Origin of the sequence: Aeromonas rivipollensis (genome assembly GCF_037811135.1) — a bacterium.
Classification (GTDB): domain Bacteria; phylum Pseudomonadota; class Gammaproteobacteria; order Enterobacterales; family Aeromonadaceae; genus Aeromonas; species Aeromonas rivipollensis.
Genome location: NZ_CP149130.1, coordinates 3,976,665 through 3,991,452, shown reverse-complemented (window position 1 = coordinate 3,991,452; position 14,788 = coordinate 3,976,665). Strand labels below are relative to the sequence as shown.

Sequence of the window (14,788 nt, the reverse complement as noted above, 5' to 3'; positions counted from 1 at the left end):
AAAAATGGCTGAAAAAGGCGATCATTTCTGCCCATGGGGGAAGGTTATGCATAAAATGTGAGTTTCGTGCATATCGCGATGAACTTTTTGTAAGTATTTAGGTCTAAAACCCAGATATTCGGTTTTCATAATAAAAAATCATAAAAACAGACCCACAACTACCACCCTTAGATCTAATAACAGGATAGCGGATGAAACGTCTCCGTCCCTTGGTAGCGCAGGCTGCCAACTGGGAACCCCCGGTTCCCCGCAAACATTTTTACGCCATGCTATTGCTCACGGCCATGACGCTGTCAGCGGTAGCCGTATTGCCAGCTCCAGGTGACATCCTTGAGCGGCCATTGCGTCTGGAGTTGCCCATTGCCACCACTGGCACTGCAACCAACGAAGACAATACGGATTTTAACGACATCCCGGATCACGAGCTGGTGGAAGCCGCGGCGCCGGAAGATGACATTCCGGCCGATGCCACGCCCCAGTGGCAGGATTACCGGGTACGTAACGGCGAGAACCTGACCACCATCTTCAACAATCTCGGCCTCTCCACCACCACCCTCTACAAGGTGCTGGATGCGGATGCCAAGAACAATCTGGCCCGCCTCAAGCCCGGCCAGACAATAGAGTTGCTGATCGATCAGGACAACATACTGCAGCAGCTGAAGATCCGCCTGAACATCAAGCAGACTCTGGTGCTGGAGCGTACCGACGACACTTACAGCGCCAACATGCTCAATGAAGAGGTGCAGTGGCAGCAGAAGAGTTATGACGGCGTCATCAATGGCAGCTTCTACGTCAGCGCCCGCAACGCGGGGATTCCGGCCAACCACATCCAGAAGATTGCCAACCTGTTCCAGTGGCGCCTGAATTTCGCCAAGGATCTGCAAAGAGGTGACAAGTTCAAGGTGTTGGTGAGACAGGAGACGGTCGAGGGCAAGAGCACGGGCAACACCCAGCTGCTGGGGGTGGAGGTGTTCAGCCAGGGCAAGACGGTATCGGCCTGGCTGTCGGAAGATGGCAACTATTATGACGGTCAGGCGAACAGCCTGGAGCGCGGCTTCCGCCGGTATCCGACCCATAGTCGCTACCGGGTCAGCTCCAACTTCAACCCGGCCCGACGCCATCCCATTACCGGCCAGGTCCGCCCCCATGAGGGGACTGACTTCGCCCTGCCGGTGGGGACGCCCGTGATGGCGACCGGCGACGGTGTCGTGCTCAAGGCGACCCGCCACCCCCTCGCGGGCACCTATGTGGTGATCAAGCACGGCCGCACCCTGATGACTCGCTATCTGCACCTGAGCAAGCTGCTGGTCAAACCCGGCCAGAAGGTGAAGATGGGGGACAAGATAGCGCTCTCCGGCAACACGGGTCGCTCTACCGGTGCCCATCTGCACTACGAGGTGCGAGTCAACAACCGCCCGGTGGACCCCATGAAGGTCAAGCTGCCGATGGCGGAGCCGCTCTCCGGCAAGGAGAAGCGCCAGTTCCTTGCCAAGGTGAAGAGCTATCGCAAGGAGATGGAGGCGGGTTGATCCCCCTCTGCGGATACAAAAAAGGCCCCGCCAATCTGGCGGGGCCTTTTTGCTGGTGGCCTGGACTCAGTAACCCTTGTCGAAGTCGATGCGGCCATCGAGTTGCTGGCCGTCGATGAAGCGGATGTAGTTGCGAATGAAGATCTGGGCCACATCTTCCGGGAAGCTGTAGGCGCTGTTGTGGGGGGTGATGACGAGATTGGGCTGATGCCAGAGCGGGCTGTCGGCGGGCAGGGGCTCCTGTTCGAACACATCCAGCACCGCAGTGCCCAGCTTGCCGCCGCGCAATGCCGCCAGCAGATCCTCTTCATGTACCGCATTGCCCCGGCCGACGTTGAAGAAGATGGCTCCCGGCTTACAGTGGTTGAAGCGATCGGTGGTGAACAGATGGCGGGTCTCGCGGGTCGCCGGCAGCACGCTGACGATGACGTCGGCCTGGGCCAGCATCTTGTTCAGTGCCGGCAGCTGATACACCTGATCGAAGCCCGCTCGCTCATTGCCACTGTGGCTGATGCCGAGCACCTTCATGCCGAAGTGCTTGGCGGTGTGGGCTATGTGCTGGCCTATGCTGCCGGTACCCAGGATCAGCATGGTGCGTCCCTTGAGCCCCTGATAGGGATGGCTCTGCCACAGTCGCTGCTGCTGCTGTTCGCGGTAGAGCGGCAACTGGCGCGACAGGTTGAGCAGGTGGCCGAACACGTACTCGCTCATCAGCGGCCCGAAGATGCCGCGCACATTGGTGAGCAGGTAGTCGCGGCGGCAGCTGGCATCCAGCAGCACGTCGACCCCGGCGTAGGTGGACTGGAGCCAGCTCAGCCTGTCGGCTTTGGCCAGCAGGGGTCTGGCTCGTGCCGGTTCGGCCATCAGGATGTGGGCATCACCGATCAGCTTCTCGGCATCGCTCTGGTTGTCGGCCCGTAGTATGTGCAGATGGGGAAGGCTGGCGGCCTTGAGCAGGCGCTCATAGTGGTTGTTGTCCTGGCTGAGCAGAAGCAGGGTACGTTGGCTCATACTCTTGTTCCTTATCATGTTTGCGGCACGGCGGAGGAGGGGTCTGCCCTCATCTTACCCCAGTTGATCGGGCAAGATAGTCGACCAGGGCGCTTTTTCGTTTTCGCCACGCCCCTCGTGGGCTACAATCTGCCCCACATTTTGCAAAGGATCCGACTCCAGTGTTTGGTGACAAGTTTTATAAGCGACTGGCCGAGCTGCAGCCTTGGCAGCAGACCGTCTACACCCTGGCGCTGGCAGAGCGCATGTACCCCAACTATGTGCTGTTTACCCAGGCAGCCGGTTTCGGGGATGCGAAGGCGTTTCGCCACGCGCTGGATCAGATGTGGAACTACCTCACCGTGAAGGGATCCCGCGTCAATCTGGGGGCCATTCTGGAGGCGTTCGAGGTCTATATTCCCGAGCCAGGCAAGTTTGAATCCTACGGTGCCTATCCGGCGCTGGATGCCTGCGTGGCCCTGGGCTGTGCCTACAACTCGGTGATCTGCCGGGTGGGGGAAGAGGCCAACGATGCCAGCCACGCTTCGGTCGGTACCGTGGCCGGTTTCATCGAGATGCTGGAAGAGCGGGATCTCAGTGACGAAGAGCTCTACGAGCATGAATACATGGAAGCCGAGCTGGAGTTCCAGGTCGAGCTGCTCAAGCAGGTCGCCCATGAGCGCGACAGCGATCGCATCCTGGCCATCCGCACCTTTGCGGCCCAGGGTGGAATCTCCAACATAGGCATCAGCCTGGAAGAGTGATCTCCCCGTCCGCTTCCCATAAAAAAAGCTCCCATTCGGGAGCTTTTTTTATGGCCGTCGTTTGTTCAGGCACGTTCTTCGGTGAGCGGCCTGACACTCAGCACGGGAGCCGCGTCTATGCCGTCGGCATTCATCATGGCCGAGATCCGTTGCAGGGAGGAGAGCAGCAGTCCCTGCTCCCAGTTCTCCAGGGCCTGGAAGCGCTGGATGAAGCTCTCCTGCAGCGGAGTGGGGGCCTGGGCGAGCAGGGCGCGCCCCGCGTCAGTCAGTGTCGCATGCACCTTGCGCTTGTCGGTTTCGCTGCGGATGCGCTGCACCAGCTGGCGGCTCTCTAGCCTGTCCATGATGGTGGTCGCGGTAGCCTGGCTCATGTTGGTGTGATCGGCGAGCTGGCGCATGGAGATCTGGCCAAGCTCGTTGATCCCCTTGAGCAGCAGGAGCTGCGGCGACGTCAGCCCGGCCTCCTTGATCAGGCGTTTGGAGTGCATGTCGATGGCACGGATGATCTGGCGCAGAGCAATCAGCACTTCATCATGTTTTTCCATGGAGTCGGGGTCATCGCAGGGCAGTGGAGAGGTGCAAAATTCTCCGCCTAATCCACAACAAGGTCAATATGGTTTTTGGTGTAATCATTTCTGCCCTAATGAATTTTATGTTAGGTTATTGGATAATTGCCGCATTTAAACCCGATATTTGAGGAGTGACATCATGAATGACGACCTGGATATCAAGTCCCTGGTTGCCGACCTTCGCGTGGTCAGGGTCCGCTATGAACTGCCAGATACCTCGGCTTTCGTGCGTTATCAGCCCGCCTATGACGAGGATCCCAACAACCTGCAAGTGCATCACTATGATGGTGAGCTGCCGCTCTCCTGCAGCGACACAGGTTCTTTCAGTCTAAAGGAGTTGGTGAACGAATTGCGCTACGCCTATGTGCTGGTGCACCTCTTCCCCGACGAGAGTGCCATGAACTTCTACCTGGCCGGTCTGGACAATGGCCTGGCCCAGCTCGAGTTCATCGGCGGCTCCTATGACTTCAACCGGCTCTGGATCACCAGCGGGGTCTCCAGTCTGGGGGTACCCATGGCCATCTTCCTCGGCAAGCGTCATGCCGTGAACGGCCAGCCCTCGGTCACCCTGGTGGATCACCGCGAGCGGGTGGCGGGTCGACTGGTCTATCGCGCCATCGGTGGTGCGGGAGATCACGTGGGTGAAGATTTTTTCAACAACGACTAAGGAGGCCCGATGAGAGCAACCAAAGGGCTATTGAAAGGCCTCAATCCCACCATGGCCATGACGGCCCTCACCGTCGTGACCCTGTTCCTGTTGTTTGGCGTGTTTGACCCGGATACCGCGGGAACCTGGTTCACCGGCGCCAAGGACACCATCATTGCAGGCTTCAAGTGGTACTACATTCTGGTGGTTGCCCTGTTCCTGTTCTTCGCCGTCTACCTGATGTTCAGCCGTTTTGGCAGCATTCGACTGGGCGACGACGACCAGGTACCGGAGTTCGGCTACTTCGCCTGGTTCTCCATGTTGTTCAGCGCCGGCATGGGCATAGGCCTGGTGTTCTGGAGCATCGCCGAGCCCATGTATCATCTGCAGGGGAACCCCTTCGTCACCGAAGGGATGACGCCGGAAGCGGCCCAGATCGCCATGCGCCTCACCTTCTTCCACTGGGGTCTGCACCCCTGGGCCATCTATGTGATCGTCGGCCTGTCGCTGGCTTTCTTCAGCTACCGCCGCAAGTTGCCGCTGGCCATTCGCTCCGTGCTCTACCCTATTCTCGGCGAGCGGATCTACGGCTTCTGGGGCCACGCCGCCGACGTGCTGGCGGTGTTTGGCACAGTGTTCGGGGTGGCCACCTCCTTAGGGCTTGGCGTCTCCCAGATGAACACCGGCCTCAACCAGATGTTCGGCATGGAAGTCTCCCAGCACAGCCAGCTCTGGCTCATCGGGGGCATCAGCCTGATCGCCACCCTGTCGGCCATCTCCGGCGTGGGGCGCGGGGTGAAGATCCTCTCCGAGCTCAACATCTGGCTCAGCGCCTTCATCCTCGTCCTCTTCCTGGTGCTGGGGCCCACCACCTATATCCTCAACGCCTATGTGCAGAACATCGGTGATTACCTGCAAAACATCGTCAAACTGAGCTTCTGGACCAACACCGAAGCCAACGGCACCTCGGCCTGGCAATCGAGCTGGACCGCCTTCTACTGGGGCTGGTGGATAGCCTGGGCCCCCTTCGTCGGCATGTTCATCGCCCGCATCTCCAAGGGCCGCACCATTCGCGAGTTCGTGCTCGGTGTGCTGCTGGTGCCCTCCCTGCTCGGCATGTTCTGGCTCACAGTATTCGGCGGTACCGCCATGCATCTGGAGCTGTTCGGCGGCGGTGGCGTGGTGGCGGCAGTCAATCAGGACGTGACCCTGGCGCTCTACAAGACGGTGGAGCTGCTGCACTGGGAGACCTTTGGCTGGATTGCGAAAGGGGTGCTGACCCTGCTCATCTGCACCTACTTCATCACCTCCAGCGACTCGGGCACGCTGGTCATCACCACCCTGCTCTCCATCGGCGATCAGGATCCCCCCGTTCTGCACCGCGCCATCTGGGGACTGGGTCAGGGGCTGGTGGCGGCCATCTTGCTGGTTTCCGGCGGCCTGGCTGCCCTGCAAGCGGCCAGCATCATAGCCGCGCTGCCCTTCTCGCTGATCATGCTGGCCATGTGCTATTCGCTGATGCAGGGGCTCAAGCAGGAGAGTCAGCACCAGTTCGAATACCGGCAAAAGCTCAAGCGTCATCCCGGCTCGGTCAATCTGAGCCTGCTGGATCGCATAGGTCCGGGTTGATGACCCAGTGCCATTGAGGCAAAAAAAGGGGAACCGCGAGGTTCCCCTTTTTCATTGCCTGTGTTCCGGCGCAGCTGTCAGAGCATCTGCTTGAGGCGATAGAGCAGGTCCAGCGCCTGACGGGGGCTCAGCTCGTCCGGGCGCACCGCTGCCAGCTCTTCCACCACCGGATGGGGCTGCGGGGCAAGGCTCACCGGGGCCGGGCGGGTGTCACCGGTGGCGATCGGGGTGGCGCTTTCGAGCTCCGCCAGCTTGTGGCGGGCCTGATGGATCACCGATTTCGGCACCCCGGCCAGCGCCGCCACTTGCAGGCCGTAGGAGCGGCTGGCCGCCCCCTCCTGCACCGCGTGCATAAAGGCGATGGTGTCGCCGTGCTCCACCGCATCCAGATGGACGTTGGCCAGTCCGCTCATCAGCTCCGGCAGACGGGTCAGCTCGAAGTAGTGGGTGGCGAACAGGGTGTAGGCGCCAATCTTGCTCGCCAGCTGTTCGGCACAGGCCCACGCCAGGGAGAGACCGTCGTAGGTGCTGGTGCCGCGGCCAATCTCGTCCATCAGCACCAGGCTGCGGGCGGTGGCGTTGTTGAGGATGTTGGCGGTCTCGGTCATCTCCACCATGAAGGTGGATCTTCCCGATGCCAGATCATCCGACGCCCCGATGCGGGTGAAGATGCGGTCGATGGGGCCGATGCGGGCGCCGTCGGCGGGCACGAAGGCGCCGATATGAGCCAGCAGCACGATGAGCGCGGTCTGGCGCATGTAGGTGGACTTACCGCCCATGTTGGGACCCGTGATAATCAGCATCCGCCGTTCCCGCTCCAGCCGGATGGGGTTGGCGATAAAGGGATCGCTCATCACCTGTTCAACGACCGGATGGCGGCCCGCCTCGATCAGGATCTGATCCTCATCGATGAGCTGCGGACAACGATAGTCCAGCGTCTCGGCCCGCTCCGCCAGATTGGCCAGCACGTCCAGCTCCGCCAGCGCGGACGCCGACTCCTGCAGATCGCCGAGGTGGGGCAGCAGGGCATCGAGCAGCTCTTCGTAGAGCCGCTTCTCCAGCGCCAGCGCCTGAGCCTGGGCAGTGAGCACCTTGTCCTCGTATTTCTTCAGCTCATCGATGATGTAACGTTCATTGTTCTTGAGGGTCTGGCGGCGGATGTAGTGGGCCGGCACCAGATGGCTGTTGGCGCGGCTCACCTCGATATAGAAGCCGTGCACCTTGTTGTAACCCACCTTGAGGGTGTTGATGCCGGTCAGCAGCTTCTCCCGCTCTTCGATGCGGGCGAGGCTGGCGGTGGCGCCGTTGGCCAGATCCCGCAGCTCGTCCAGCTCCTGATTGAAGCCGTCACGGATGACGCCGCCATCGCGGATCAGCACCGGCGGCACTTCCATCACGGCGCGCTCCAGCAGGCCGAGCAGCTCGGGGAAGGTGCTGGCGCGCTCGGCCAGCTGCTGCACCGCTTCGTGCTCGTTATCCGCCAGCAGGCGCTGCAACTCGGGCAACTGAGCGAAGGCCTGACGCAGGCGGGTGAGATCGCGGGGACGGGCCGAGCGCAGGGCCAGGCGGGCCAGTACCCGCTCCACATCGCCCACCTGACGCAGCAGGTTGCCCAGCTCGTCATAGAGGTTCTGCTCGATGAGCTCCTTGATGGTGCTCTGGCGACCCTTGAGGATCACCCGATCGCGGATCGGCTGGTGGATCCAGCGCTTGAGCAGGCGGCTGCCCATGGGGGTGGCGGTGCGGTCCAGTACCTCGGCCAGGGTATTTTCATAGCCCCCCGCCAGGTTCTGGGTCAGCTCCAGATTGCGGCGGGTGGCGGCATCCATGATGACCGCATGATCGGGCTGCTCGAGGCGCACGCTGCGGATGTGGGGCAGGGCGGTACGCTGGGTGTCTTTGACGTACTGCATCAGGCAGCCGGCGGCGCAGAGGGCTGTCTCGCTCTGCTCGACCCCAAATCCCACCAGATCCTGGGTGCCGAACTGCTGGCAGAGCAGCTTGCGGGCTGTGCCGAGCTCAAACTCCCACTCGGGGCGGCGACGCAGGCCGCGACGACCCTCGACGTGGCGCAGGAACTCGAAGGATTCCGGGTAGAGCAGCTCCGCCGGATTGGTGCGTTGCAGCTCCGCCAGCAGGGTCTCTTCCTTGTCGAACTGGTTGATGAAGAAGCGGCCTGAGCCGATGTCCATGGTGCCGTAGCCGAAGCGGCGGCCATCGTGGTAGACGGCGGCGATCAGGTTGTCCTGTCGCTCGCTGAGCAGCGCCTCGTCGGAGACGGTGCCCGGGGTGATGATGCGAATGACCTTGCGCTCCACCGGCCCCTTGCTGGTGGCGGGATCCCCCACCTGTTCGCAGATGGCGGCGGATTCACCGAGTTGCACCAGCTTGGCCAGATAGCCCTCGATGGCGTGATAGGGGACGCCCGCCATGGGAATGGGGCTGCCCGCGGACTGGCCGCGCTTGGTCAGGGAGATGTCGAGCAGTTGGGACGCCTTGCGGGCATCGTCGTAGAACAGCTCGTAGAAGTCGCCCATCCGGTAGAACAGCAGGATCTCCGGGTTCTCGGCCTTGAGGCCAAGGTACTGCTGCATCATGGGGGTGTGGGCGCTCAGGTTGGCGCTGGTGGCTTGGTGCTGTGCTGTCATGTTCTATTCCAGAAGGTGCTCTTGCGGGCAAGCGTCTGCCGTAATGGGTCTGAATCTGGTGGCCATTCTACATGCTCGGGCCGAGATGGTGAGGGGTTATCTCGCTTTGGGGGAGGCTGTCCTGAGGTTTCAGGGGGCGGGTGGTGTTGGCAGGCCGTCACCGGGATCAGCAGCAAAGAGGGGCGGGTGCGCGAGGCGTGTCGGGGGGAGGGACAAGATCCCCGCCATCAGCGCGGGGATTGGCATCATAGAAACGGGAGCCGTCTCTCAATACATGGCTTCGTTGCCACTGAGCATCTCGTGCAGCTTGGTTTTCTGCTCCGGAGTCAGCACCTTGCTCACTTCGAACAGGTAATGGGCACGGTAGTAGCGGGCCTCGGCCTGCACGTTGCTGATGGTCTGCAACTGCTTCCTGGCAGCCGCCTCGTCCCACTTGCCGCTCTTGATCATGTTGATGATGACGTCCTGACCGATGGCGTCGAGCTTGACCGAGCCGAGCTCCTTGGCCGCCTGTTCACGCAGGCTCTTGATCTGCTCAACCTGTGCGGTGGAGAGGTTCAGCTCCTGCGCCAGGGTGGTTTCGCTCTGCAGCTCGGGGGCGCTCTCGGCGGCGAAGGTGTTGGTGGCAAAACAGATCGCCAGGGCAGTCATGGCGACTTTAAATTGATGCTTCATCTGCTTTCTCCAGTATCCAAAAAGATAGAAACCGCATACAGGGCGGTGCCTGCTGATTATAGGAAGCCCCCATGTACTGGAGCTTAAGCGTTGGCGACTTGCCGCTGTGGCGAGCTTGCACCTGATGCCCTGCAGGGCCATGCCGGTCGGTCGCTGACGCAGCCGGTCCCGGGTCGGTTGCTCGCGATTCGGGGCGACTGCATAATGGCCCCCATGTTTCCCCCGCAAGGGGCCAGAGAGGACATGATGATGGGGCTTGAGGCAGAGATCGACCGTTTATCCCGGGAGCTCGGCGAGGCATTGCAGGCACGAGGCTGGCTCGCCGCCACGGCGGAGTCCTGTACCGGGGGCGGCGTTGCCACGGCCATCACGGATATTGCGGGCAGCTCAGGCTGGTTCGACCGCGGCTTTGTCACCTACACCAACGAGGCCAAGCAGCAGATGCTGGGGGTGAGCATCGACAGCCTGCTGCGCCATGGCGCCGTCAGCGAGGCCGTGGTGCTGGAGATGGCCAGAGGGTGCCTGGCCCGTTCCGATGCGGGGATCTGCGTCGCCATCAGCGGCATCGCCGGGCCCGATGGCGGCAGTGACGACAAGCCGGTCGGCACCGTCTGGTTTGCCTGGGCGGATCGCACGGGCCGTCATCAATCCCTGCTCGCCCGCTTCGATGGCGACCGCCATCAGGTGCGCCAGCAGGCGGTCAGGCAGGCCTTGTCCGGACTGCTGGCCCTGCTCAGATAAATTGGGCTTGATACTGTATGCATAAACAGTATACTTAGCCCAACTTCACTTCTACATCACGATTCCCAGCGGAGATTGGCATGGATCAGAACAAACAGAAGGCACTGGCGGCTGCGCTGGGCCAGATCGAAAAGCAGTTTGGCAAAGGCTCCATCATGCGTCTGGGCGACAGCAAGACCATGGACATCGAAGCCATCTCCACCGGCTCCCTCTCTCTGGACGTGGCGCTGGGTATCGGCGGTCTGCCGTGTGGTCGTATCGTCGAGATCTACGGCCCGGAATCGTCAGGTAAAACCACCCTCACCCTGCAGGTGATCGCGGAAGCCCAGAAGAAAGGCAAGACCTGTGCCTTCGTCGATGCGGAACACGCCCTCGACCCCATCTATGCCGCCAAGCTGGGGGTCAACGTCGACGACCTGCTGATCTCCCAGCCGGATACCGGTGAGCAGGCGCTGGAGATCTGCGACATGCTGGTGCGTTCCAACGCCGTTGACGTCATCATCGTCGACTCGGTGGCCGCCCTGACGCCGAAAGCGGAAATCGAAGGTGAGATGGGTGATTCCCACGTCGGCCTGCAGGCCCGCCTGATGTCCCAGGCGCTGCGCAAGCTGACCGCCAACATCAAGAACGCCAACTGCCTGTGCATCTTCATCAACCAGATCCGGATGAAGATCGGCGTCATGTTCGGCAGCCCCGAGACCACCACTGGTGGTAACGCGCTCAAGTTCTACGCCTCGGTACGTCTGGATATCCGTCGCATCGGCGCCATCAAGGAAGGTGACGAAGTGGTCGGTAACGAGACCCGCGTCAAGGTCGTCAAGAACAAGGTGGCCCCGCCCTTCAAGCAGGCCGAGTTCCAGATCTTCTACGGTGCCGGCATCTCCAAAGAGGGCGAGCTGGTGGATCTGGGCGTCAAGCACAAGCTGATCGACAAGGCCGGTGCTTGGTACAGCTACAACGGCGAGAAGATCGGTCAGGGCAAGGCCAACGTGATGAAGCTGTTCGCCGAGAACAAGGTGATGGCCGCCGAGGTGGAAGCCCGCCTGCGCGAGCTGCTGCTCTCCGGTGCCATACCGGTCGAGAAACCGGCGGCCGCGGTTGCCGAAGAGTTTGAAGACGAAAGCGAACAAGAGTTCGAATAAGGAACAAGGAAGGCCGGGTTGATACCCGGCCTTGTCATTTATGGTCGATGAAACTTCCCCCGAACCCGCTGAACTCTCCTTTGAAGAACTGTTTGCCGCCGCCCGCGCCTTTGCCATGCGCAGTCTGGCTCGCCGCGAGAGCGCCGAATCGGAACTGGCCAAGCGGCTGCGGCTGCAGGGCTTCAATGAAGAGGTGATCGAGGCGGTTGTCGAATATTGCCGGGGTTACAACTGGGTCAATGACGATCGTTACGGTGCCATGGCGGTACGGGCCGGTGCGGCCAAGGGCCATGGTCCCATCAAGATCCGCTTCGATCTGCGTCGCAAGGGGCTGGACGATATGCAGATAGACGCCGCATTCGACCAGCCGGAGCTGGATTGGTTCGAGTTGGCGTTCGCCCTGCTGGCGCGGCGTGCCAGAGTCGCCGATCTGGCCGATTTCAAGCTGCGGATGAAATGGCTCAAGTACCTGCTTGGGCGGGGCTTTACCCAGGATCAGGCGCGTTATGCCATCTCTACCCTGCAGCAGGGGGACGAATAAAGGGCTGGCGCTGGTCATGGGCCCGTGGCGTATTCCTGCGACGAGTGAAGATAAAAGAGAGGGGCTTTTCCCTGTTTTATCCTGTTTCTGATGGCCGTGGCGCCATGATCCGCCACCCAGCCGACTCCCCTTTCAGCCTGCTCCTGTACGGCGTCCTGCCGCTGCCCCGTCCATAGGGGGCTTTTTCACCCGTGACGGGCCCGCGCGTTTTACTTTACCCCGCAGAAAACTTACATTATTGCGATTAAAAGTCCGTATCCGAATCAAGCAGGATTTTCCATGTATATGTCCACGTCAGAGTTACGCGCAGCGTTCCTCGAGTATTTCCGCTCCCAGGGGCACCAGGTTGTCTCCTCCAGCTCGCTGGTGCCGCACAACGATCCGACCTTGCTGTTCACCAACGCAGGGATGAACCAGTTCAAGGACGTGTTCCTTGGCGCAGAGAAGCGTGCCTACAACCGCGCGACCACGGCCCAGCGCTGTGTGCGGGCCGGCGGCAAGCACAATGACCTGGAAAACGTCGGCTATACCGCTCGTCACCACACCTTCTTCGAGATGCTGGGCAACTTCAGCTTCGGTGACTACTTCAAGCAGGACGCCATCCGTTTTGCCTGGGAATTCCTGACCGGTACCCTCAAGCTGCCCAAAGAGCGCCTGCTGGTGACCGTCTATGAAACGGACGACGAAGCTTTCAATATCTGGGCAAACGAGATCGGCGTGCCGGTCGAGCGCATCGTGCGTATCGGCGACAACAAGGGTGCCGCCTTTGCCTCCGATAACTTCTGGCAGATGGGTGATACCGGTCCCTGCGGCCCCTGCACCGAGATCTTCTACGACCACGGCGATCACCTCTGGGGTGGCCCTCCCGGCTCGCCTGAGGAAGACGGTGACCGTTTCATCGAGATCTGGAACGTGGTCTTCATGCAGTTCAACCGTCAGGCTGACGGCACCATGGAGCCGCTGCCCCGTCCATCCGTGGACACCGGCATGGGCCTGGAGCGTATCTCCGCCATCATGCAGGGCGTGCACTCCAACTACGAGATCGACATCTTCCAGGCGCTGATCAAGAAGGCCGCAGAGATCGTCGGCACCGAGGATCTGAGCAACCAGTCCCTGCGTGTCATCGCCGACCATATCCGCTCCTGCGCCTTCCTGGTAGCTGACGGCGTCATGCCCTCCAACGAAGGCCGTGGCTATGTGCTGCGTCGCATCATCCGCCGCGCCGTGCGCCACGGTCGCAAGCTGGGTGCCACCGAGATCTTCTTCTACAAGCTGGCCGCCGAGCTGGCGGTGCAGATGAAGGACGTGGCTGCCGAACTCATCGCCCAGCTGCCGCTGGTCGAGCGCGTGCTGCGCATCGAGGAAGAGCAGTTCGTCCGTACCCTTGACAGAGGCCTGCTGCTGCTCGAAGAGGTGCTGGCGAACCTGGGCGATGCCAAGGTCATCCCGGGCGAGGTGGTGTTCAAGCTGTATGACACCTACGGCTTCCCGGCAGATCTCACCGCCGACGTGGTCCGCGAGCGCGAGATCGGTATCGACGAGGAAGGCTTCAAGGCCGAGATGGAGAAGCAGCGCGCCCGTGCGAAGGAGGCCTCCAGCTTCGGTGTGAACTACAACGAGGTGTTGAAACTCGATTTCGAGACCCCATTTACCGGTTACAAGCAACTGAGCCAAACGACTCAGGTGGTCGGCATCTACAAGGATGCTGTCGAAGTGAGTGGGCTGATCGCCGGTGAAGAAGCCGTGATCGTGCTGGCCGAGACCCCCTTCTACGCCGAATCCGGTGGCCAGGTGGGCGACAGCGGCATTCTGAAAGTGGATGACGGCATCTTCGCCGTGACCGACACCCAGTATGCGGGCAATGCCATCATTCACAAGGGTTATATGGAGCTGGGTACCCTGGAGAAGGGCGCCGAGGTCGAAGCCGTGGTCGACGGGGATCGCCGTCAGGCCGTGGCCCTCAACCACTCGGTCACCCACCTGTTGCACGCGGCCCTGCGTCAGGCGCTGGGTGATCACGTGACCCAGAAAGGCTCCCTGGTCGGGGCGGAGCGCATGCGCTTCGACTTCTCCCACTTCGAAGGCCTGACCATGGCGACCATTCGCAGGGTCGAGGAGCTGGTCAACGCCCAGATCCGGGCCAACCACGATGTCGTCACCCAGGTGATGGATCTGGAAGCGGCCAAGTCCGCTGGCGCCATGGCGCTGTTTGGCGAGAAGTATGAAGACGACGTGCGTGTCGTGCGCATGGGTGATTACTCCACTGAGCTGTGTGGCGGTACTCACGCCAAGCGTACCGGTGACATCGGCTTCTTCAAGATCATCGCCGAGAGCGGTGTTGCCGCCGGGGTGCGCCGCATCGAAGCGGTAACCGGCAAGGGTGCCATCGATTTCATGCACCAGCTGGCAGAGCAGTTTGAAGAAGCTGCGGCCCTGGTGAAAGGGGACCAGTTCTCCATCGGCAGCAAGGTGCGCCAGCTGCTGGACAAGTCCAGGATGATGGAGCGCGAGCTGGAGCAGCTCAAGGCCAAGCTGGCCGCTCAGGCTGGTAGCGACCTGCTGAGCCAGGTCATCGAGATCAAGGGCCAGAAGGTGCTGATTGCGGCGCTGGACGGTGCCGATCCCAAGTCCTTGCGCGGCATGCTGGACGAGCTGAAGAACCGGATGAAGTCCGGTGTCGTACTGCTGGCAACCAGCAGCGAGGACAAGGTCAACCTGATCGCCGGCGTGACCAGCGATCTGACTGCCAAGGTGAAGGCCGGCGAGCTGGTCAACCTGGTGGCCCAGCAGGTGGGTGGCAAGGGCGGTGGTCGTCCTGACATGGCCCAGGCGGGTGGTACCCAGCCTGATGCGGTGCCGGCGGCCCTGCAATCCATTCACTCCTGGCTGGAAGAGCGCCTGTAAACGGGCGAGG

At 61.3% G+C, this 14,788-nt stretch carries 12 protein-coding genes; 8 read left to right on the top strand and 4 right to left on the bottom strand.

Annotated features, from left to right (window positions below; all coding sequences use genetic code 11):
* Positions 1 to 191: 191 nt before the first annotated feature.
* Complete coding sequence (gene mepM / locus WIR04_RS18175) at positions 192 to 1,529, top strand: murein DD-endopeptidase MepM (RefSeq protein ID WP_025325612.1); 1,338 nt, start codon at positions 192 to 194, stop codon at positions 1,527 to 1,529.
* A gap of 66 nt (positions 1,530 to 1,595) precedes the next feature.
* Here the strand turns inward: mepM and WIR04_RS18170 are convergent, their stop codons facing one another.
* The gene (locus tag WIR04_RS18170) at positions 1,596 to 2,540 is read right to left on the bottom strand and encodes a D-2-hydroxyacid dehydrogenase (RefSeq protein ID WP_338888781.1); all 945 of its coding nucleotides are present in this window, start codon (positions 2,538 to 2,540) and stop codon (positions 1,596 to 1,598) included.
* A 161-nt stretch (positions 2,541 to 2,701) separates the two neighbouring features.
* Between WIR04_RS18170 and WIR04_RS18165 the strand changes: the two genes are divergently transcribed.
* Positions 2,702 to 3,283, top strand: coding sequence for a YjaG family protein (locus tag WIR04_RS18165; RefSeq protein WP_338888779.1), 582 nt, complete (start codon positions 2,702 to 2,704; stop codon positions 3,281 to 3,283).
* 65 nt (positions 3,284 to 3,348) lie between these two features.
* Here the strand turns inward: WIR04_RS18165 and WIR04_RS18160 are convergent, their stop codons facing one another.
* Entirely contained in the window at positions 3,349 to 3,828 is a 480-nt protein-coding gene (locus WIR04_RS18160) for a MarR family winged helix-turn-helix transcriptional regulator (RefSeq protein ID WP_025325615.1), read from the bottom strand.
* 163 nt (positions 3,829 to 3,991) lie between these two features.
* Here WIR04_RS18160 and WIR04_RS18155 point away from each other — a divergent pair, with 163 nt between their 5' ends.
* Both WIR04_RS18155 and WIR04_RS18150 read left to right on the top strand, forming a co-directional pair.
* Entirely contained in the window at positions 3,992 to 4,519 is a 528-nt protein-coding gene (locus WIR04_RS18155) for a hypothetical protein (RefSeq protein WP_025325616.1), read from the top strand.
* A 9-nt stretch (positions 4,520 to 4,528) separates the two neighbouring features.
* Complete coding sequence (locus WIR04_RS18150; RefSeq protein ID WP_025325617.1) at positions 4,529 to 6,127, top strand: BCCT family transporter; 1,599 nt, start codon at positions 4,529 to 4,531, stop codon at positions 6,125 to 6,127.
* 77 nt (positions 6,128 to 6,204) lie between these two features.
* Here the strand turns inward: WIR04_RS18150 and mutS are convergent, their stop codons facing one another.
* Both mutS and WIR04_RS18140 read right to left on the bottom strand, forming a co-directional pair.
* Complete coding sequence (mutS, locus tag WIR04_RS18145) at positions 6,205 to 8,775, bottom strand: DNA mismatch repair protein MutS (RefSeq protein ID WP_338888775.1); 2,571 nt, start codon at positions 8,773 to 8,775, stop codon at positions 6,205 to 6,207.
* A gap of 267 nt (positions 8,776 to 9,042) precedes the next feature.
* Positions 9,043 to 9,450, bottom strand: coding sequence for a Spy/CpxP family protein refolding chaperone (locus WIR04_RS18140; protein ID WP_338888773.1), 408 nt, complete (start codon positions 9,448 to 9,450; stop codon positions 9,043 to 9,045).
* A gap of 249 nt (positions 9,451 to 9,699) precedes the next feature.
* On the opposite strand from WIR04_RS18140, the gene pncC reads away from it, so the two are divergent.
* From pncC to alaS, 4 genes are all read left to right on the top strand, one after another.
* Entirely contained in the window at positions 9,700 to 10,191 is a 492-nt protein-coding gene (pncC, locus tag WIR04_RS18135; RefSeq protein ID WP_338892630.1) for a nicotinamide-nucleotide amidase, read from the top strand.
* A gap of 80 nt (positions 10,192 to 10,271) precedes the next feature.
* Complete coding sequence (recA, locus tag WIR04_RS18130) at positions 10,272 to 11,333, top strand: recombinase RecA (RefSeq protein ID WP_025325621.1); 1,062 nt, start codon at positions 10,272 to 10,274, stop codon at positions 11,331 to 11,333.
* Positions 11,334 to 11,373: 40 nt separating this feature from the next.
* Positions 11,374 to 11,874 (top strand): regulatory protein RecX, encoded by a 501-nt coding sequence (locus WIR04_RS18125; RefSeq protein ID WP_338888771.1) that lies wholly within the window; start codon positions 11,374 to 11,376, stop codon positions 11,872 to 11,874.
* A 279-nt stretch (positions 11,875 to 12,153) separates the two neighbouring features.
* Positions 12,154 to 14,778 carry an alanine--tRNA ligase gene (gene alaS, locus WIR04_RS18120; RefSeq protein ID WP_338888769.1) on the top strand — a complete coding sequence of 875 codons (2,625 nt, stop codon included), beginning with the start codon at positions 12,154 to 12,156 and terminating at the stop codon, positions 14,776 to 14,778.
* Positions 14,779 to 14,788 lie beyond the last annotated feature (10 nt).